Genomic DNA, 19,714 nt, shown 5'->3' with positions numbered 1-19,714 from the left:
AAGGCGATCGTGAAGGTGGACTTCGAGGAGATGCCATTCGCCTGCGGCGAAAGTGCCAGTGGCGGATGCCGATGAAGGGTGGTGGTCCCGGCCGTGGGTGCTGTGCATCGCGGACTTCGACGGTTTCGGCGGCCTCCGCCGGCATCGTCCACGGATGTCCGTGCCGGGGCCTAGCGTTCTCCCTGGTCGGCTGATGCAAGATCTCGGCGGTGACGACGCGGGAGAGCGCGGTGCAGTCGCGTTCCCAGTCGTCGGAGGCTGCGGCCGCGGTGCCGTCAGCGACGCTCGTCCGTCTCCGTAGCGCCAGTTAGACGTCATAGCCGAGATCGCCCGGTCGCGGGCTCGCCCACCTGGGTGATGAAAAGCAACCCTTGAAGAAGGTACTTGCGTGGAGTTGGTTGCGGGACAGGTCCGTCGACGACACGTCGGCCAGCGCCACGGCCCTCCACGACGATCTCGTGGGACTTGGGGGCCGACCCGTCGGCGGCTGCCGTCACGGTACTCGCATACGAGAGCATCACCAGCTGGACCGCTCGCTCCGAGCGGTCAACGGGGCCCTGGGCAGCGGGCTTGGGCGCGCTGGTTGACCAACCGAAAAGCCATCTCGGTGTGGTGGTAGGCCGCGCCTGGCAGCGTCCTATCTCATGCGCACGCGCGCCACAGCGCCTGTGCAGCTGTGGTCTTGGAGTCCGCGACTGCCTTGGCCCACCTGGCTTGCAGGCTTTCGAGGAGGCGTTGTTCGACGGCGGCAGCGACGTGGGAGTAGGTCTCTTGGACTTTGTCTTGGAGGACGTGACCGAGGCGGAGGGCTTGGGCAATTTCGGGGATGCCGTCGTCGATCATCCAGGTTTTGTGGCTGTGACGGAGGCCGTGGAAGGTGAGGCCGGGCTTCGCAGGCTGGAGGCGGATGGCCGGGTTGGCGATGTGGAGGTTGCCGTCGGCGGCGGGGCGGAAGGCTCGGCGGGAGAAGTTGCTGCGGCGGTGCCATTCGAGGTTGGGGGTGACGAAGACCTGGCGGTGGTTGTGGGTGGTCAGGTGCCAGCGCAGGAGGCGGACGAGGAACGGGGGCAGGCTGATGGTGCGTTCGGATTCGTCGGTTTTGAGGTGGCCGAGGTAGAGGGGGCCGCTGCAGGGTTCGTGGAGAGCGCCGGTGTCGGGGTCGAGGTAGATGGTGCCGGTGTCGTCATCGTAGAGGTGGACGTTGGCTCGGTCGAGGCCGGTGAGTTCGCCCCAGCGGGCTCCGGTCCAGCCTCCGGTGACGATGAGGACCGCTCCGTATGGTCCGTATTTGAGGGCGGCTTGGTCGGCGACGTGGAGGACTTCGGCGGGTTCGCCCCAGATTTTGCGCGGGGTGCGCTGGGCTCGGCGACGGCGCCCGCGGCGGCGGGCAACGAGAGGGTTGGCAGCGATCAGCTTCTCCGGGACGGCGTCGGAGAGCAGGAGCGAGAAGCATTTGATGATGCTGTCGACCGTGGTCTTGGCCAGCCCGGAGGCGCGGACAGTCTTCTCCCAGGTGCGGATGCCGAGGTTGGTGAGTTCGGCGAAGGCGGTGGTGCCCCAGCGGGGGAGGACGTGGACTTTGAGGAAGCTGCGGTAGTTCTCTTCGGTGCGTTGGTCGATGTCGAGGGAGTCGAGCCAGGCGGGGGCGAATTGGGCGATGGTGGTGCGGCCGTCTTCGGGGTCGATCCAGGTTCCGGTGCGTTGTTCGTGGAGCATCGTGCTGATGTGGTCTTCGGCGGCGTCGGCGGTGGGGAAGCCGTAGATGGCGCCTTTGGTGCCGTCGGTGCGGCGATAGCGGACTCGCCAGGTGTCGTCGCCGGCGGGTTCGGTCCAGGGCACGGTGAACTCCTGCGCTGTGGTGAGGGGGTCGCGTGGTGGTGCGTGTCCAGGACCGCTCCATAGGCGACAGAGGGGAAGCGTCTTCGGTGAAGAACCTCGTCGTGGTACCGGAACGGGTGTCAGCGACGGGTGCGACGTCGGCGTCCGGGGCGGCCGGTCTGGTCGCGGTTGCGCGGTCCGCGGTGGCCGGCGGCGATGATGGCGTGGAGGTTGGCTTCGGAGAAGCGCAGGTGTTTGCCGACGAAGGTGCAGGGGATGAGGCGCTGGCCGGCTTTGCGGCGGAGCCAGGACTCGCCGACGGTCAGTCGCTCGGCCGCGGCTGCCGGCGTGTAGAGAAGCCGGCCCGTCTCACTGGTGGAGGAGTCGGCGGGTTGGGCGTGCTTCGGTAGCCCGAGTTCCGCAGCGGCAGGTTGCCGGAGGGCTTCATCGTTGGTCTGCATGGCGCCTCGAAGTGAGCGACGGGTCGTGGTCGCTGCTAACTCCGTCCAGCCGCAGTGGAGGAGACAGGACTGCGGTGATGCACGGCGAAACGCTTCGGGACGAGACTCGGCGACGGAGCTGAGCTTGCCGCCGGTGGCACGAAGGCGCGCGCAAAGAACCTTTGGCGTCCACCTGTCCGGGGGACGCTACTGGGGCACTTTTCGTGACCCCATTTCGCCGCTCTTGGGCCGGTGCCCCAGTTTTGCCCCAGCTACTAGCCGGTAGCTCAACTTATTCTCGACAAAACTCAAGATCCGCCACAACGAAAAAACCGCCCTACCTGGATCTTTGGATCCGGTGGGCGGTGTTTCGTCACTGTGGAGCTAAGGGGACTCGAACCCCTGACCCCCTCACTGCCAGTGAGGTGCGCTACCAGCTGCGCCATAGCCCCGAGGCGAAGGTGAACTCCGCATCTCGTATGGCCATACACTACACGGCGCTCCGCAGGCCTCGACGCGGGGGTGCCCACTGGACCAACAAGCCTCCGACCTGCAGCTTTATACCTTATTTTTAGTCGTGTATTGACTCCGGGTGTGGTCGCCGTTACATTTTGCGCGGTTGTGACGCCGAGGTCCCCGCCCGTTACGCCGCGTCTTCAAGACCGGGCACGCCTCTGTCGTTTCCTGCTCGAAGGACGCCGCGCGTGCGGCGGAGGAGGTTTCGAATGAAGACGAGACGGCGGGTGATGACGCTGCTCTCCGCAGCGTTCGTCCTGGTCGGAAGCGCGGTCGCGGTGGCGGCTCCGGCGGCGCAGGCCGCGATCACCCCGGACGGGTGGTACACGGTCGCCGCCGTGAACAGCGGGAAGTGCGTGGATGCGCGGGCTGCCGGGACCGGGAACGGGACCGCTGTGCAGCAGTACTCCTGCAACCAGACCGCTTCGCAGGAGTGGCAGTTCTCCTCGACCGGAGACGGCTACTACCGGGTGAACACCCGGGGCAACCCGGCCGCGGCCTGGGACGTCAGCAACGTCTCCACCGCCGACGGCGGCCTGATCCAGCTGTGGACCTACTCGAACGGCGCCAACCAGCAGTGGCAGGCCGTCGACGAGGGGAACGGCCGGTACCACTTCGTCAGCCGCAACAGCGGGAAGTGTCTCGACGTCCCGGGGGCCTCCGTCGCCGACTCCGTGCAACTCCAGCAGTATGCCTGTAACGGCACGACCGCCCAGTCCTTCACACTGAACCCCGTGGGTGGCACAACTCCGCCGACCTCCGGTCAACCGGACCTCGGCCCGAACGTCGTGATCTTCGACCCTTCGATGTCCAGCTCGAGCATCCAGAGCCGGCTCAACAGCATCTTCAGCCAGCAGGAAACCAACCAGTTCGGCAGCCAGCGCTACGCCGTGATGTTCAAGCCGGGCACGTACTCCAACGACGTGAACGTCGGCTTCTACACGCAGGTCCTCGGCCTCGGGCTCAGCCCGGACGCCGTGACGATCAACGGCGCCGTGCACGTCGAGGCCGACTGGTTCCCGCCGCAGAACGCGACGCAGAACTTCTGGCGCAGCGCCGAGAACCTTTCGGTCAACCCGACCGGCGGCACCGACCGCTGGGCGGTCAGCCAGGCCGCGCCGTACCGACGCATGCACGTCCGCGGCGACCTGCAGCTCGACGACGGTGGCTGGGCCAGCGGCGGCTGGATCTCCGACTCCAAGATCGACGGCCAGGTCCGCTCCGGCTCGCAGCAGCAGTGGATCTCGCGCAACTCGCAGTTCGGCAGCTGGAACGGCTCGAACTGGAACATGGTCTTCGCCGGCGTGCAGGGCGCCCCGCAGAACACGTTCCCGTCGCCGCCGTACACGACCGTCAACACGACGCCGGTCACGCGCGAGAAGCCGTTCCTCTACATCGACAACGCCGGCAACTACCAGGTTTTCGTCCCGAGCGTGAAGACCAACGCCGCGGGCACGACCTGGGCGAACGGCACCGCTCCCGGCTCGTCGATCCCGATCGACCAGTTCTACATCGCCAAGCCGGGCGCGAGCGCCGCGGACATGAACGCCGCACTGGCCGCGGGCAAGAACCTGCTGGTCACGCCGGGTGTCTACCACCTGAACCAGGCGCTGCACGTCACCCGGCCGGACACCGTCGTGCTCGGGCTCGGCATCGCCACGCTGGTGCCGGACGGCGGCGTGACCGCGATGAACGTCGACGACGTCAACGGCGTCAAGGTCGCCGGTCTGCTGGTCGACGCGGGCACGACCAACTCGACCACGCTCATGCAGGTCGGCCAGGCCGGCTCGACCGCCGACCACTCGGCGGACCCGACGTCGCTGCACGACGTGTTCTTCCGGATCGGCGGCGCGACCGTCGGCAAGGCGACCACCAGCCTGGTGGTGAACAGCAACAACGTGATCGGCGACCACATGTGGATCTGGCGCGCCGACCACGGCAACGGCGGCACGGTCGGCTGGAACACCAACACGGCCGACACCGGGCTCACGGTCAACGGCAACAACGTGACGATGTACGGCCTGTTCGTCGAGCACTACCAGAAGACGCAGGTCGTCTGGAACGGCAACGGCGGCCGGACCTACTTCTTCCAGAACGAGATGCCCTACGACGTGCCGAACCAGGCCGGGTGGATGAACGGGTCCACGCAGGGTTACTCCGCGTACAAGGTGGGCCCGAACGTCACCAGTCACGAGGCGTGGGGGCTGGGCAGCTACTGCTTCTTCAGCACCAACCCCTCGGTCGTCGCCGCGCACGCGTTCGAGGCGCCGACCACCCCGAACGTCCGGTTCCACGACATGGTGACCGTCTCGCTGGGCACCCAGGGCCGGATCAACCACGTCATCAACAACACCGGTGACATCACCCCGGACGGCACCCGGCCGTCCAACCTGGTGAGCTACCCCTGATCAACCGGCGTGCGCCGTGGTGGCGGCCGCGGCGCACGCCGGTCCTCACGCTTCGTGAATTCCTCCGCAGAAACCCGCTGGTCAGGGTAGTGGGCAACCGCCAACAGTGTGATCACGGAACGTGCATGCGTACGGATGTACGTATTCACGCTCCAGACCAAGATCGTTCACCTCGTTCGTGAACCGTTCGCTCCGGACACCCACCCGGGCAACGGAGGACGCAGCAAGTGAACAGACGTTTTGTGGCGCTCACCGCGGCGGTCGCCGCGGCCGCCCTCGTAGCCACCGCCTGCAGTGGCGCTTCCGGCGACACCAAGGACTCCGCGAGCGGGGCGGCGACGGCGAAGTCCGCCGCCGACCTCGGCGGCATGGACAAGCTGGTCGAGGCGGCCAAGAAGGAGGGCACGCTCAACGTCATCGCCCTCCCGCACGACTGGGCGAACTACGGCGAGCTGCTCGACGCCTTCAAGAAGAAGTACGGCCTCAAGGTCACCGAGGCGAACCCCGAGGGGTCGAGCCAGGACGAGGTCAACGCCGTCAAGCAGCTCAAGGGCCAGGACCGCGCCCCCGACGTGCTCGACCTCGGCGGCGCCTTCGCGCTGACCGCGGCCCAGGACGGCCTGCTCGCGCCCTACAAGGTCGCGACCTTCGGCGACATCCCGGACAACCAGAAGGACGCCGACGGCCAGTGGGTCAACGACTACGGCGGCTACATCTCCATCGGCTACGACGCCAAGAAGGTCACGAACCCGCCGAAGTCCTTCGCCGACCTGAAGAAGCCCGAGTACGCGGGCAAGATCGCCCTCAACGGCGACCCGACGAAGGCGGGCGCGGCGTTCGCCGGCGTCTACGCCGCGGCGCTGGGCAACGGCGGTTCGTTCGCCGACATCAAGCCCGGCATCACCTACTTCGGTGACCTCAAGAAGTCCGGCAACTTCATCCCGGTGCAGGCCAGCGCGGCCACCGTGGAGAGCGGCCAGACCCCGATCACGCTGGACTGGGACTACCTCCAGGCCGGTTACGCGAAGAAGCTCGAGGGCAAGGTCGACTGGAAGGTCGCGGTCCCGGCCGACGGCGTCTACTCGAACTTCTACTGCCAGGCCGTCAGCAAGACCGCCCCGCACCCGGCCGCCGCGCGGCTGTGGCAGGAGTTCCTGTTCTCCGACGAGGGTCAGAACCTCTTCCTGAAGGGCCTTTCGCGCCCGGCGCGGCTGCCGAAGATGGAGTCGGCGGGCACCGCGGACAAGACGTCGCTCGCGGCCCTGCCGCAGATCCCGGGCGAGACGAAGTTCCCGACCAACGACCAGATCGACGCGGCCAAGAAGGTCGTCGCGGACGAGTGGGCGAAGGCCGTCGGCTGACGTGACGGCCGAAACCCTCACCACGGCGGCGGGCGCGACCACGCCCGCCGCCGTGCCCGTGCGCCCCGGGTTCGCGCGGCGCCTGCTCAAGGCGGTGACCGGCCACCTCGGCCTGGTCCCCTTCCTCGCCTACACCGGCGTTTTCCTCGGCGCGCCGGTGGTGATGGTCGCGGTCGGCGCCTTCCAAGACAACAACGGCGCGTTCACCACCGACAACCTCGACGCGGCCTTCAAGGACCAGTTCGGCCGCTCGTTCGTGACGTCGATCGAGCTGTCCGCGCTGACCGCCGTCCTGGGCGCCGTGCTCGGCGCGCTGCTCGCGCACGCCGTGCTCGGGTCCAAACCGGACGGTCTCCTGCGCAAGGTCGTCTCCAGCGCGGCGGGGGTGCTCGCCAACTTCGGCGGCGTGCCGCTGGCGTTCGCGTTCATCGCGACGCTCGGCAGCATCGGCATCGTCACCAAGGCGCTGACCGGGATCGGCCTGGACCTCTACGCGTCCGGGTTCAGCCTGTTCAGCTTCACCGGCATCGCGATCGTCTACGTCTACTTCCAGATCCCGTTGATGGTCATCGTGTTCACCCCGGCGCTGGAGGGCATGCGCGCGCAATGGCGCGAGGCGGCGGAGAACCTCGGTGCGACGCGCGCGCAGTACTTCCGGCTCATCGCCGTCCCGGTGCTGCTGCCGCCGTTCCTGGCCTCGACGCTGCTGCTGTTCGCGAACGCGTTCTCCGCCTACGCCACGGCGTACGCGCTGACCACCGGCATCATCCCGCTGGTCCCGATCCAGATCGGCTCGCTCGTCTCCGGCAACGTCGTCGCCGACCAGCAGAACCTCGGGAAGGCGCTCGGCCTCGGCATGATCGTCGTGGTCGCAGTCGTGATGGCGTTCTACTCGTGGATGCAGCGGCGCGCGTCGAGGTGGCTCGGATGACGAACAAATGGGGCCGCTGGACGATCCTCACCCTGTTCGGGCTGTACTTCATGGTGCCGATGGCCGCGTCGGTCGAGTTCAGCCTCCGCGACGTCAACAACACGCACAGCTTCGCCTCCTGGGGCAAGCTGCTCGACGAGCCGGGCCTGTTCGAGACCCTCGGGACGTCGTTGTGGGTCGCCGCCGGCACCGTCGCGCTGACCCTGCTGATCATGGTCCCGACGGTCAGCTGGGTGCACCTGCGCAAGCCCAAGCTGCGCCGGCTGATGGAGGGGATCAGCCTGCTGCCGCTGGTCATCCCGCCGATCGTGCTGGTCAACGGCGTGCTCGTGGTGTTCGCCGACGCGCCCGAGGTGATCAACGGGACGCCGGTCATCCTCGTGCTCGAGTACGTCGTCCTCGCGCTGCCGTTCACCTACCGCACGCTCGACGCGGGCCTGCAGGCGATCGCGCTGCCGACGCTGGTCGAGGCCGCGCGTAGTCTCGGCGCGGGTTGGGGAACTGTGCTGCTGCGAGTGATCGTGCCCAACATCCGCAGCGCGGTGTTCGGCGCGGCCTTCCTCAACCTGGCCCTGGTGCTCGGCGAATACACCCTGGCCAGCATCCTGCTGATGGACACCTTTCCCGTGTGGACGGTCCAAACCGGACAGTCCGAGGCCGGGGTGTCGGTCGCGGTGTCGCTGTTCAGCCTGTTCGTCGCCTTCCTGTTGCTGTTCGTCCTGTCCGTGGTGGCGGGTCGCCGCCGGCTCGAGCGAGGAATCGCCTGATGATCGAAACCAAGACCGGCGCCTCCGTCGAGTTCCGGGGCCTGCGCCGCGAATTCGGCGAGGTCCGCGCCCTCGACGGCCTGAACCTGCTGATCGAGCCGGGCGAGCTGGTCGCCCTGCTCGGCCCGTCCGGCTGCGGCAAGACGACGGCGTTGCGCGTGCTCGCCGGACTGGAGCAGGTCGACTCCGGCGAGGTGCTCGTCGACGGCTCCGACGTCGTCGGCGTGCCGGCGAACAAGCGCGACATGGGCATGGTGTTCCAGGCCTACAGCCTGTTCCCGAACTTGACGGTCCAGGACAACGTCGCGTTCGGCCTGCGGCTGCGCGGCCAGGGCACGGCCACCCGGCAGAAGCGGGCGCAGGAGCTGCTGGAGCTGGTCGGCTTGGACACCCACGCCAAGCGCTACCCGCACCAGCTCTCCGGCGGCCAGCAGCAGCGGGTCGCGCTCGCCCGGGCGCTGGCCATCGAGCCGCGCGTGCTGCTGCTCGACGAGCCGCTGTCCGCGCTCGACGCCCAGGTCCGCACCCAGCTCCGGGACGAGATCCGGCGGCTGCAGCTGCGGGTCGGCATCACGACGCTGTTCGTCACGCACGACCAGGAGGAAGCGCTGTCCATCGCGGACCGCGTCGGCGTCATGAAATCCGGCCGCCTGGAGCAGTGCGACACCCCGGCCGCGTTGTACGCGCGTCCGGCGACGGCGTTCGTCGCGGAGTTCGTCGGCACGATGAACCACCTCGCGGGCACGGTCACCGGCGGCGGCGCCGAGGTCGACGTCGCCGGGCAGCGGCTGAAGCTGGCCGAGCCGGGGGAGCGCCCGGACGGCGCGGCCGTGCGTGTGCTCGTCCGCCCCGAGTCGGTGACGCTCGAAGCGGCCGTCGGCGGCCCGGCCCGGATCACCGACCACAGCTTCCGCGGCGCGGTCACCCGGCTCACCGCGGTCCTGCCGGACGGCACCGCCGTGCTCGCCGACCTGCCGAGCGTCGCGGCCGCGGAACTGCTTCCGGGCAGCGCGGCGGCCATCGGCTTCGGCCGCCGCCCGGTGCTGCTGGCGGCGGACGCCTGAGCCGTCCCCGTTCGGGCCACAGTGGACCGTGGCCCGAACGGGTGGTGAACCGCGCCGACCGGGACTTTTGTCGCGATACTGGGGCTCCCTGACACCCAGAGGAGCGACTCATGACCTCCTTCACGGCCTTCTCCGTCGTCGAACCACGCCAGGCGTGGCCCCTCGCCGCCGTCCGCGGGGTGCTCGCCGTCCTGTTCGGGATCTTCGCCCTCGTCTGGCCGGGCGCCACCGTGCTGGTGCTGGCCATCCTCTACGGCGTGTACGCGATCGTGGACGGCATCGGCGGGCTCATGCAGGCCTTCCGGCCGGGGGACGGCGCCCACCGCGCCGCCTACGGGATCCTCGGCGCGCTCGGCATCATCGCCGGAATCGTCGTCCTCGTGTGGCCGGGGCTGACGGTCCTGCTGCTCGCGCTCTTCGTCGGGTTCTGGGCGATCATCACCGGAGGCGCCGAGATCGTCGCCGCGATCCGGCTGCGCAAGCAGATCGAGGGCGAGGCGTTCCTCATCGCCGCCGGGGCGCTCTCCGTGCTCGCCGGGATCCTCATCGTGATCAACCCGATCGCCGGCGCGTACGGCATCGCGCTGCTCGTCGGGATCTACGCGCTCCTCTACGGGATCATGCTGCTCGTGCTGGCGTTCCGGCTGCGCAAACTCGGGGACACCACACCCGCCGCGTGAGTAGCGTGCGGGTGTGTCGACCCGCGAACTGGTGGTGCTGGGCACCGCGAGCCAGGTGCCCACGCGCCACCGCAACCAGAACGGTTACCTCCTCCGCTGGGACGGCGAAGGCATCCTCTTCGACCCCGGCGAAGGCACCCAGCGCCAGATGCTCCGGGCCGGCGTCGCCGCCACCGACGTCACCCGGATCTGCGTCACGCACTTCCACGGCGACCACAGCCTCGGCCTCTCCGGCGTGATCCAGCGCCTGTCGCTGGACAAGGTGAAGCATCCCGTCCATGCCCACTTCCCGGCGTCCGGCGCGCACTACTTCGAGCGGATGCGGCACGCGACGGCGTTCTACGAGACCGCCGACCTGCGGGAACACCCCATCGCCGAAGACGGCCCGATCGCCACCGGGAAGCTCACCCTCGAGGCGCGACGGCTGAGCCACCCCGTCGAGGCGTTCGGCTACCGGCTGACCGAGCCGGACGGCCGCACCATGCTGCCCGAGCGGCTGCGCGAACGGGGCATCACCGGCCCGGACGTCGGCCGGCTGCAGCGGGAGGGCCGTCTCGGTGACACCGGCCTCGACGACGTCAGCGTCCCGCGCCGCGGCCAGCGGTTCGCGTTTGTCATGGACACCCGCCTCTGCGACGCCGTCTACGCCCTGAGCGAAAACGCCGACATGCTCGTGATCGAGTCGACCTTCCTCGCCGAGGACACGAACCTCGCCCGCGACTTCGGGCACCTGACCGCGCGGCAGGCCGCCCGTGTCGCCGCCGAGTCCGGTGTCCGGCAGCTCGTCCTGACCCACTTTTCGCAGCGCTACCCCGACCCGGCGCGGTTCCTGGCGGAGGCGCGCGCCGAGTTCGACGGGGAGATCGTGGTGGCCGCGGACCTGGAGCGGGTCCAGGTCCCGAAACGGCGGTCCTCCCCAGCCGGGCGCCCCGCGCCGTAGGCTGCATCTCGTGAGCCAGCCGATCCTGATGACCGTCGACGACGATCCCGCCGTGTCCCGCTCGGTCGCCCGAGACCTGCGCCGGCGCTACGGGAAGGACTACCGCGTCATCCGTGCCGACTCCGGCATGGACGCGCTCGAAGCGCTGCGCGAGATCAAGCTGCGCGGCGACGCCGTGGCCGCGATCCTCGCCGACTACCGGATGCCGCAGATGGACGGCATCGCCTTCCTCGAGAAGGCGATGGACCTGTTCCCGCACGCCCGCCGCGCCCTGCTGACCGCCTACGCCGACACCGACGCCGCGATCCAGGCGATCAACGTCGTCGACGTCGACCACTACCTGCTCAAGCCGTGGGACCCGCCGGAGGAGAAGCTCTACCCGGTGATCGACGCGCTGGTCGAGACCTGGCGCGCGGTCGGCGACAAGCCGGTCGAAGAGGTCAAGCTCATCGGCCACCGCTACAACTCGCCGTCGTTCCACCTGCGTGACTTCCTCGCGCGCAACGCCGTCCCGTACCGCTGGTACTCGGTCGAGGATGACGAAGGCAAGCGGATCCTGCAGGCCGCGGACGCCGCCGAAGCCGACATCCCGGTGGTCGTCACCCCCGACGGCACCGTGCTCAAGCAGCCCAGCGGCAGCGAGATCGCGGACGCGGTGGGCTTGTCGACCCGCCCGGCGCAGGAGTTCTACGACCTCGTGGTGATCGGCGGCGGCCCGGCCGGGCTCGGCGCCGCGGTCTACGGCGCGTCCGAAGGCCTGCGGACCGTGCTCGTCGAGAAGAAGGCCACCGGTGGCCAGGCCGGCACCAGTTCGCGGATCGAGAACTACCTCGGCTTCCCCGACGGCGTCTCCGGCGCGCAGCTGACCGACCGGGCGCGGCGCCAGGCGCAGAAGTTCGGCGCCGAGGTGCTGACCGCCCGCGACGTCGTCGGCCTGGAGGCCCGCGGCTCCTCGCGGGTTATCACCTTCGGCGACGGCAGTGAGATCGCCGCGCACTCGGTGATCCTCGCCAGCGGCGTCACCTACCGCGCGCTGGAGGCCGAAGGCATCGAGGAGCTCTCCGGCCGCGGCGTCTACTACGGCTCGGCCGCGACCGAGGCGCCCGAGTGCAAGGGTGAGCACGTCTACATCGTCGGCGGCGCCAACTCCGCCGGGCAGGCCGCGGTGTTCTTCTCCCGGCACGCCAGCGACGTCACGATCCTCGTGCGCGGCTCGTCGCTGGAGGCGTCGATGTCGCACTACCTGATCGAGCAGATCGCCGGCATCGGGAACATCCACGTCCGCACGCACACCACGGTCAAGCAGGTCCACGGCGACGGCCACCTCGAGCGGCTGACGCTGTGCGAGAACGGCGTCACCGAGACGGTGGAGACCGGCCACCTGTTCATCTTCATCGGCGCGGCCCCGCGCACCGACTGGCTCGGCGACGGCATCCACCGCGACGACCACGGCTTCGTCTGCACCGGCCCCGACCTGACGGCGAACGGCCAGCGGCCGGCCGGCTGGTCGCTCGACCGTGATCCGCACTACCTCGAGTCGTCGATCCCCGGCGTGTTCGTGGCCGGTGACGTGCGGTCGCAGTCGGTCAAGCGGGTGGCGTCCGCGGTCGGCGAGGGCGCGATGGCCGTGACGCTGGTACACCGGTACCTGGAGGAACAATGAGCGCACTGCCGCGGGAAGAGCTTCGCGGCCTCTTCCTGTTCGAACACCTTTCCGAGGCCCAGCTCGACTGGATCGCCGCCAACGCCGTGCTCGAAGAGTACGAGGGCGACACCGTCGTCATCCGCGAAGGCGACGAGGCCACCTGCTTCTACGTCCTGCTCACCGGCGCGATCCGGATGACGCGGCTGGTCAGCGGCACCGAGGTGGAGACCAACCGGTCCGACCAGCGCGGCGCCTACTTCGGCGCGACGCAGTTCTTCGTACACCAGGACACCGACCACCGCTACGGCGCTTCGGTGCGCGCGCTGTCCGACGTCACCTTCCTGGCGCTGCCGTCGCAGGAGTTCTCCGTCGAGTTCCGCAAGTGGTTCCCGATGGCGACGCACCTGCTCGAGGGCATGTACCTCGGCTGGCGCAACAGCGACACGGTGATCGGCTCCCGCCGCCGTCTGCTGGCGCTCGGTGAGCTCTCGGCCGGCCTGACGCACGAGCTGAACAACCCGGCCGCGGCCGCCGTCCGGGCGACGTCCGCGCTGCGCGAACGGGTCGCCGGGATGCGGCACAAGCTCGCCTACCTGGCGAAGAAGGACATCGACCCCGAGCTGCTCGACATGCTCATCGACGTCCAGGAACGGCTCGTCAAGCAGGTCGCGCAGGCCCCGAAGCTGACCGCGATGCAGCAGTCGGACCGCGAGGACGAGATCGGCGACTGGTTCGAGGACCACGGCGTCGACGGCGGCTGGGACCTGGCCGACATCTACGTCCGCGCCGGGCTGACCGCGCCGGACATGGACAACGTCCTGGAGTCGGTCGGCGACACCTTCCTCGACGGCGCCGTCCGCTGGCTCGCCTACGCGCTCGAGACCGAGATGCTGATGGGCGAGATCGAGGACTCGACCAACCGCATCTCCGCGCTGGTCGGCAAGGCCAAGCAGTACTCGCAGATGGACCGGGCGCCGCACCAGTGGATCGACGTCCACGACGGCCTCGACTCCACGCTCGTCATGCTCGCCGGCAAGATCGGCGACGGCGTCCGCGTGGTCAAGGAGTACGACCGCGACCTGCCGAAGATCCCGGCGTACCCGGCCGAGCTGAACCAGGTCTGGACGAACATCATCGACAACGCGCTGGGCGCGATGGGCGGTGAGGGCACGCTGACGCTGCGCACGTGGCGCGTCGACGACCAGGTGCGCGTCGAGATCGGCGACACCGGCCCGGGCATCCCGGACGAGATCAAGCCGCGGATCTTCGAGCCGTTCTTCACCACGAAGGCGGTCGGCGAGGGCACCGGGCTGGGCCTGGACATCTCGTTCAAGATCGTCGTCGAGCGGCACCAGGGTGACCTGCGGGTCGAGTCCGAACCCGGGACCACCCGGTTCGAGGTCTGCCTGCCGACGGTCGAGCAGGCCTCGCTCTGATGGTTTCCGTCCCGACGGTCACGACCGAGCTCGGGGCGCTGGTGGGGCTGGCGGGGGACGGCGTCCGCGTCTGGCGCGGGATCCCGTACGCCCGCCCGCCGGTCGGCGAGCTGCGGTGGAAGGCGCCGCGGCCGCCGTCGCTCTCGGGCGGCGTGCACGTCGCGACGGAGTACGGGCCGCACGCGATGCAGTCGCCGGACCCGATGAACCCGTCCGCCGTCTGCGACGAGGACTGCCTGTACCTCAACGTCTGCACCCCGGAAGGCCCGGCGCCCGAGGGCGGGTGGCCGGTGCTGTTCTGGCTGCACGGCGGCGGCTACCGCGTCGGCCACGGCGAGCAGCTCGGTGACGGCGAGGAGTTCGCGCGCGCCGGGATCGTCGTCGTCACGATCAACTACCGCCTCGGTTCGCTCGGCTTCCTGCACCTCGCCGGGATCTTCGGCGAGGCCGAAGCCGACGCCGGGGTGTGCGGCTTCCTCGACCAGGTCGAGGCCCTGAAGTGGGTGCGCCGCAACGTTTCCGCGTTCGGCGGTGACCCCGCGCGGATCACCGTCTACGGCGTCTCGGCGGGCGCGAAGAGCATCGGGAACCTGATGGGCAGCCCGCTCGGCGCCGGGTTGTTCGCGCAGGCGATCAGCAGCAGCGGCAGCACCTACGCGATGATGCTCGGCGACGACGTCGCGACCGCGCCCGCGAGCGACGTCCTCGCTCGTGTTCTCGGTGACCAGGGTTCTGCGCACCTCCTCCAGACGTACCTGCGCCGCGTGCCGGATCTCAAGTCGGCGAAGATCGCCGCAATGGGTGACGAGCGCTACGGCATCCCGACGCAGCGCCTCGCCGACGCGCAGTCCGCGCACGCGCCCGTCTACCGCTACCGCATCGACATCGCCGCGCCCGGCGTGCCCGAACAGCTCGACGGCGGCCACGGCACCGAAACGACGATGGCGTGGAAGACACCGTTGCCGCTCTACGCCGAGGCGACCGACGTGAACCCGGCCCGCGAGCGCGCGGCGTTGCTGATCCACCGCTGCTGGGTGCGGTTCGTGCACGACGGCGTCGCGTCGGCGGACGGCCCGGAGTGGCCGCCCTACGGTCCGGAGCTGCGTCCGGTCATGGTTTTCCGGGAAGACACGGACCTGGTGCTCGACCCACGGGCCGAAGAGCGAAAGGCTTGGGGCGACACGGAATGGGTGTCGGGCACCTGGTTCCCCGTGGCGTGACACTGTTCATTTGCCGTTCACTTCGAACTGGCTCGTTCGCGCGTCAAACGAGTCGAAGGCCGTAGAGGATTTGGCCGTCGAGGGGAGTGACAGTGAAACGCCAGGTGTCCATCGGGTTGGCCGTGGTGCTGCTGCTGGCCGTCGTCGCCGTGATCATCTGGGGCCGCGGTGACGACTCAGCGCAAGGCGGTGACCTCACCACCGTGCGCGGGGTCATCGGTTCGGAGAAGCAAGCCTTCTTCACCGACCAGCGCGTCGTCGACGCCTTCGCCCGCCACGGCCTGAAGGTCGAGGTCGACACGGCCGGGTCGCGGCAGATCGCGACGGCCGTCGACCTCGGGAAGTACGCCTTCGCGTTCCCGTCGTCGTCGCCCGCGGCGCAGAAGATCCAGCGCGACCGCAAGGTGACCACGGTGTACACGCCGTTCCAGTCGCCGATGGCGATCGCCAGCTTCGAGCCGATCGTCGCGCTGCTGAAGGCGAACGGCGTGGTGCACAAGGGCGCGGGCGACTACGACGTCCTCGACATCACGAAGTACCTCGACCTCGCGAAGGCGGGCACGCGCTGGGACCAGCTGCCCGGCAACACCGCCTACCCGGCGCGCAAGAACGTCCTGGTCACGACCACCGACCCGCGCGAGTCGAACTCCGCGGCGATGTACCTGTCGATCGTTTCCTTCGTGGCCAACGGGAACACCGTCGTCAGCACGCCCGACCAGGAGGCGAAGGTGCTGCCGGCGGTGTCGAAGCTGTTCCTCGACCAGGGGTACACGCAGAACAGCACCGAGGGGCCGTTCGAGGACTACCTGTCCGCGGGCATGGGCAAGACGCCGCTCGCGCTGATCTACGAGTCGCAGTTCGTCGACCGGGTCGTGCGCGGCGACGGCTCGATCCGGCCGGACATGCGGATGCTCTACACCGCACCGACCGTGTACTCCAAGCACACGCTCGTCCCGCTCTCGGGTGACGGCGACAAGGTCGGGCAGCTGCTCTCGACCGACCCCGAGCTCGGGAAGCTCGCCGCGACCTTCGGGTTCCGCACGAACGACCCGAAGCTGTTCGCCGACGTCGCCGCGAAGGCGCACGCGCCCGCCGACCTGGTGGACGCCGTCGAACCGCCGTCGTTCGAGACGCTCGAGCGGCTGCTCGACGCCGTCGGCAAGCAGTACTGACATGGACGAGTTCACCCTCACCCCGCCCGAGCCGGTCACCCCGATCCCCGCCGAGCGCGTGGCCGGGCTCATCACGCTCGGCGACGACACGCGGTCGGAAATCACCGCTCGCGCCGAGAAGTTCACGGCTCGCCTGGAAGCGCTGGACGTCAAGTCGCCGGAGTTCACCGACCTCCTCGACGAGCTGCTGGCCGTCGGCGAGGCCGACATGCGGGCCGCGGCCGGCGTCGCCGGCTCGATGCTGGACCGGACCAGCCGGGCGCTCACCGCGTCCCCGCAGGAACACGTCACGACGAGCCTGACCAGCCTGCGCCGCACGGTCGCCGAGCTGGACCCGGCGAAGCTGCCGCTGACCGGGCGGAAGCTGCTCGGGATGTTCCCGGTCGCGGCCGGGGCGAAGCGCGCGCTGGACCGCTACCGGGCGGCGAACGAGCCGGTCAACGCGCTGGTCGTCGACCTCCGGGGCCGTCAGGACGTGCTGCGCCGCGACAACGCCGCGATCAAGGGTGAGCGCGAGCGGCTGTGGAAGGTGATGGGGAAGCTCGCCGAGGCGGCCGCCTTCGCCGAGGCCGTCGACGGCGCCGTCGAGACCCAGGCCGGCGTCTTCGACTTCACGGATCCCGCGCGCGCCAACGCGTTGCGGGGCGACGTGCTGTACCCGATCCGGCAGCGGCACCAGGACCTGCTGACCCAGCTCGCGGTCAGCGCCCAGGGTTACCTCGCGCTGGACCTGGTGCGCAAGAACAACGACGAGCTGATCCGCGGGGTCGAGCGGGCGGTGTCGACCACCGTGTCCGCGTTGCGGGTCGCGCTGCTGGTCAGCGGGGCCCTGGCGAGCCAGCGAGACGTCCTCGACGAGGTCGCGGCGCTGCAGGCGACCACCGACGGGCTGATCCGCGCCAACACCGAGCTGCTGGACCTGCAGTCCGCCGAGATCCGCAAGGCGAGCAGCGACCCGGCGGTCGCGACCGAGACGATCCGCGCGTCGTTCGACCGGATCTACGCCTCGATCGACGCGATCGACGGCTTCCGCGCGGACGCCGTCCGCAGCATGGCGACCACGGTCGAGTCGCTGTCCGGCGAGATCCGGCGGGCCGAAGACCACCTGCGCCGTTCGCACGAGGGGGAACTGTGATCAAGAAGCTGGGGGCGTTCGTTCTCTGCGCCGTGCTGCTGGCCGGCTGTTCGGGCTCTGACACGTCGGCGCCGCTGGGCGACCCCGAGCCGGGCACGCTCCGGATCCTCGCGGGCAGCGAGCTAGCGGACATGCAGCCGGTGCTCGACGAGGCCGAGAAGGCCACCGGGGTCAAGGTCAAGTTCACCTTCACCGGGACCTTGGAGGGCGCCGAAGCGCTGGCGAACGGCAGTGTAGACGGCAAGTACGACGCCGTCTGGTTCTCTTCGAACCGTTATCCCGCGGGCATTCCCGAAGCGGCGAAGCGGCTCGGGAACCAGGTCAAGATCATGAGCTCGCCGGTGGTGCTGGGGCTGGCTTCTTCCGTCGTGCAGCGGCTCGGCTGGGCGGGGAAGCCGGTCAGCTGGGGCGAGATCGCCGCGCAGGCGGGGAAGAAGGCGTTCAGCTACGGGATGACGGACCCGTCGGCGTCGAACTCCGGGTTCTCGGCGCTGGTCGGCGTCGCGTCGGCGCTCGCGGGGGCGGGCAACGCCATCGACGCGCAGCAGATCGCCGCGGTGACTCCGCAGCTGACGCAGTTCTTCAGCGCCCAGGCGCTTTCGGCGGGGTCTTCGGGCTGGCTGTCGGACGCGTACACACGGCGCGCGACCGGCCAGGACCCGGGACAGAAGGTCGACGGGCTGATCAACTACGAGTCCGTGCTGCTGTCGGCGAACGCGTCCGGGAAGCTGCCGGAGCCGCTGAAGCTGATCTATCCGAGCGACGGCGTCGTCACCGCGGACTACCCGCTGACGCTGCTCGCTTCCGCGGGGGACGATGCCCGCTCGGCGCACCAGCGGCTCTCCGACTACCTGCGCACGCCCGACGTCCAGAAGAAGATCATGGACACCACGCAGCGGCGGCCGGTGGTGCCCGGGGTGGCGCTGGGGCCGCAGTTCGCGCAGCGTGACCTCGTCGAGCTGCCGTTCCCGGGGACGCAGCAGGCCGTCGACGCGCTGCTTTCCGCGTACTTCGACAAGATCCGGCGGCCGTCGCGGACCTTGTACGTGCTCGACACGTCGGGTTCGATGGAGGGTGACCGGATCGACGCGCTGCGGACGGCGCTCGTCGGGCTGACCGGCGCGGACAACTCGCTCACCGGGCGGTACCGGCGGTTCCGGAGCCGGGAGGAGGTGACGATGCTGCCGTTCAACACGCACCCTTCGGCGGCGTCGACGTTCACCGTGCCGGAGCAGAACCCGCAGGGCGAGCTGGACAAGATCAAGGCGTTCGCCGAAGGGCTCAACGCGCGCGGCGGCACGGCGATCTACGACAGCCTCACCGAGGCCTACCGGGTGCTCGAACCGCTGGCGGCGCGCGACCCGGACCGGTTCACCTCGATCGTCCTGATGACCGACGGCGAGAACGCGAACGGCTCGGCGCTGCCGGACTTCCAGGCGTCGTTCGGCTCGCTGCCGGCGGCGATGAAGCAGGTGCCGGTGTTCACCGTGCTGTTCGGCGAGGGCAGCAGCGACGAGCTGACGCAGGTCGCCACGCAGACCGGCGGCAAGGTGTTCGACGCGCGGAAGGTCCAGCTGTCGAGCGTGTTCCAGGAGATCCGCGGGTACCAATGATGCTGCGTTATCTGGGGTCGACCAAGAACCTCGCCGGCTGCGTCGGCGGGCTGCTGGGTGTGGTGCTGTACCTGACCGGGGTGGTCGGCTGGTTCTGGCCGTTCGTCGTGGTGGCGTTGTACCTGGTGGGTGCGCTGCTCGCGCCGGGGGAGAAGGTCCGGCTGGTGCCGGACCGGTCCGTCGAGCTGCGGCAGTCCCTGGACGCCCTGGTGGCTTCGGTTTCCGCGCAGGCTTCGCGGATGCCTGCGTCTACTGTGGACACCGTGCGGCGGATCGCCGAAGTGCTGGTGGATCTGCTTTCCCGGCCCGCGCGGCTCGCCGCCGATCCCGATCTGCAGCACTCCGTCACGCGGCTCGCCGGGACGGATCTGCCGCTGTCACTGGAAAGTTATCTGAACCTGCCGTGGTGGTTCGCGTCGCGGCGGGCGGGGGCGGGTGAGGAACTGGTGGCACAGCTGGGTTTGCTGGAGGCCGAGGCGCATCGGGTGGCCGAGCGGTTTTACTCCGCGGACGTCGACCGGCAGGCCGACCACACGCGGTATCTGCGGGACCGGGACGTCTGAGGTCG

Annotated in this window: 16 protein-coding genes and 1 tRNA gene; 14 read left to right on the top strand and 3 right to left on the bottom strand. The window is 69.4% G+C overall.

Features of this window, described 5'->3' with window-relative positions; all coding sequences use genetic code 11:
• Positions 1 to 642 precede the first annotated feature (642 nt).
• The 3 genes from ACZ63E_RS23485 to ACZ63E_RS23475 form a co-directional block, all read right to left on the bottom strand.
• Positions 643 to 1,839, bottom strand: a complete 1,197-nt coding sequence (locus ACZ63E_RS23485) for a tyrosine-type recombinase/integrase (RefSeq protein ID WP_465338251.1) — start codon at positions 1,837 to 1,839, stop codon at positions 643 to 645.
• Positions 1,840 to 1,958: 119 nt separating this feature from the next.
• Positions 1,959 to 2,279 carry a helix-turn-helix domain-containing protein gene (locus ACZ63E_RS23480; RefSeq protein WP_465338250.1) on the bottom strand — a complete coding sequence of 107 codons (321 nt, stop codon included), beginning with the start codon at positions 2,277 to 2,279 and terminating at the stop codon, positions 1,959 to 1,961.
• Positions 2,280 to 2,637: 358 nt separating this feature from the next.
• Positions 2,638 to 2,710: transfer RNA gene (locus ACZ63E_RS23475), tRNA-Ala, on the bottom strand.
• Between the two features lie 273 nt (positions 2,711 to 2,983).
• Here ACZ63E_RS23475 and ACZ63E_RS23470 point away from each other — a divergent pair.
• The 14 genes from ACZ63E_RS23470 (at position 2,984) to ACZ63E_RS23405 (ending at position 19,709) form a co-directional block, all read left to right on the top strand.
• Positions 2,984 to 5,182 (top strand): RICIN domain-containing protein, encoded by a 2,199-nt coding sequence (locus tag ACZ63E_RS23470; RefSeq protein ID WP_465338249.1) that lies wholly within the window; start codon positions 2,984 to 2,986, stop codon positions 5,180 to 5,182.
• Positions 5,183 to 5,409: 227 nt separating this feature from the next.
• Positions 5,410 to 6,543 (top strand): ABC transporter substrate-binding protein, encoded by a 1,134-nt coding sequence (locus ACZ63E_RS23465; RefSeq protein ID WP_465338248.1) that lies wholly within the window; start codon positions 5,410 to 5,412, stop codon positions 6,541 to 6,543.
• A 1-nt stretch (position 6,544) separates the two neighbouring features.
• Positions 6,545 to 7,474 (top strand): ABC transporter permease, encoded by a 930-nt coding sequence (locus tag ACZ63E_RS23460; RefSeq protein ID WP_465338247.1) that lies wholly within the window; start codon positions 6,545 to 6,547, stop codon positions 7,472 to 7,474.
• Entirely contained in the window at positions 7,471 to 8,241 is a 771-nt protein-coding gene (locus ACZ63E_RS23455; RefSeq protein ID WP_465338246.1) for an ABC transporter permease, read from the top strand. Before ACZ63E_RS23460 ends, ACZ63E_RS23455 begins: the two co-directional genes overlap by 4 nt.
• Positions 8,241 to 9,305: an ABC transporter ATP-binding protein gene (locus ACZ63E_RS23450; protein WP_465338245.1), complete on the top strand. Its 1,065-nt coding sequence runs from the start codon at positions 8,241 to 8,243 to the stop codon at positions 9,303 to 9,305. Before ACZ63E_RS23455 ends, ACZ63E_RS23450 begins: the two co-directional genes overlap by 1 nt.
• 110 nt (positions 9,306 to 9,415) lie before the next feature.
• Positions 9,416 to 9,985: an HdeD family acid-resistance protein gene (locus ACZ63E_RS23445; protein WP_465338244.1), complete on the top strand. Its 570-nt coding sequence runs from the start codon at positions 9,416 to 9,418 to the stop codon at positions 9,983 to 9,985.
• A 13-nt stretch (positions 9,986 to 9,998) separates the two neighbouring features.
• Positions 9,999 to 10,925, top strand: a complete 927-nt coding sequence (locus ACZ63E_RS23440; protein WP_465338243.1) for a ribonuclease Z — start codon at positions 9,999 to 10,001, stop codon at positions 10,923 to 10,925.
• Positions 10,926 to 10,935: 10 nt separating this feature from the next.
• On the top strand, positions 10,936 to 12,588 hold the full coding sequence (locus ACZ63E_RS23435; RefSeq protein ID WP_465338242.1) for an FAD-dependent oxidoreductase: 1,653 nt from the start codon (positions 10,936 to 10,938) through the stop codon (positions 12,586 to 12,588).
• Positions 12,585 to 14,006: an ATP-binding protein gene (locus ACZ63E_RS23430; RefSeq protein ID WP_465338241.1), complete on the top strand. Its 1,422-nt coding sequence runs from the start codon at positions 12,585 to 12,587 to the stop codon at positions 14,004 to 14,006. The genes ACZ63E_RS23435 and ACZ63E_RS23430 overlap by 4 nt, the downstream gene beginning before the upstream one ends.
• Positions 14,006 to 15,226 carry a carboxylesterase/lipase family protein gene (locus ACZ63E_RS23425; RefSeq protein WP_465338240.1) on the top strand — a complete coding sequence of 407 codons (1,221 nt, stop codon included), beginning with the start codon at positions 14,006 to 14,008 and terminating at the stop codon, positions 15,224 to 15,226. The genes ACZ63E_RS23430 and ACZ63E_RS23425 overlap by 1 nt, the downstream gene beginning before the upstream one ends.
• A 92-nt stretch (positions 15,227 to 15,318) precedes the next feature.
• On the top strand, positions 15,319 to 16,398 hold the full coding sequence (locus ACZ63E_RS23420) for a hypothetical protein (RefSeq protein WP_465311474.1): 1,080 nt from the start codon (positions 15,319 to 15,321) through the stop codon (positions 16,396 to 16,398).
• Position 16,399: 1 nt separating this feature from the next.
• On the top strand, positions 16,400 to 17,533 hold the full coding sequence (locus ACZ63E_RS23415; protein ID WP_465311473.1) for a toxic anion resistance protein: 1,134 nt from the start codon (positions 16,400 to 16,402) through the stop codon (positions 17,531 to 17,533).
• The gene (locus ACZ63E_RS23410; protein ID WP_465338239.1) at positions 17,530 to 19,146 is read left to right on the top strand and encodes an extracellular solute-binding protein; all 1,617 of its coding nucleotides are present in this window, start codon (positions 17,530 to 17,532) and stop codon (positions 19,144 to 19,146) included. Before ACZ63E_RS23415 ends, ACZ63E_RS23410 begins: the two co-directional genes overlap by 4 nt.
• Positions 19,143 to 19,709 (top strand): hypothetical protein, encoded by a 567-nt coding sequence (locus tag ACZ63E_RS23405; RefSeq protein WP_465311471.1) that lies wholly within the window; start codon positions 19,143 to 19,145, stop codon positions 19,707 to 19,709. Before ACZ63E_RS23410 ends, ACZ63E_RS23405 begins: the two co-directional genes overlap by 4 nt.
• Positions 19,710 to 19,714: the final 5 nt, after the last annotated feature.

The organism is Amycolatopsis sp. NPDC104819 (assembly GCF_055583145.1).
The sequence above is the reverse complement of the archived record's forward strand: the minus strand, read 5'-3'. Positions and strand labels throughout refer to the sequence as shown.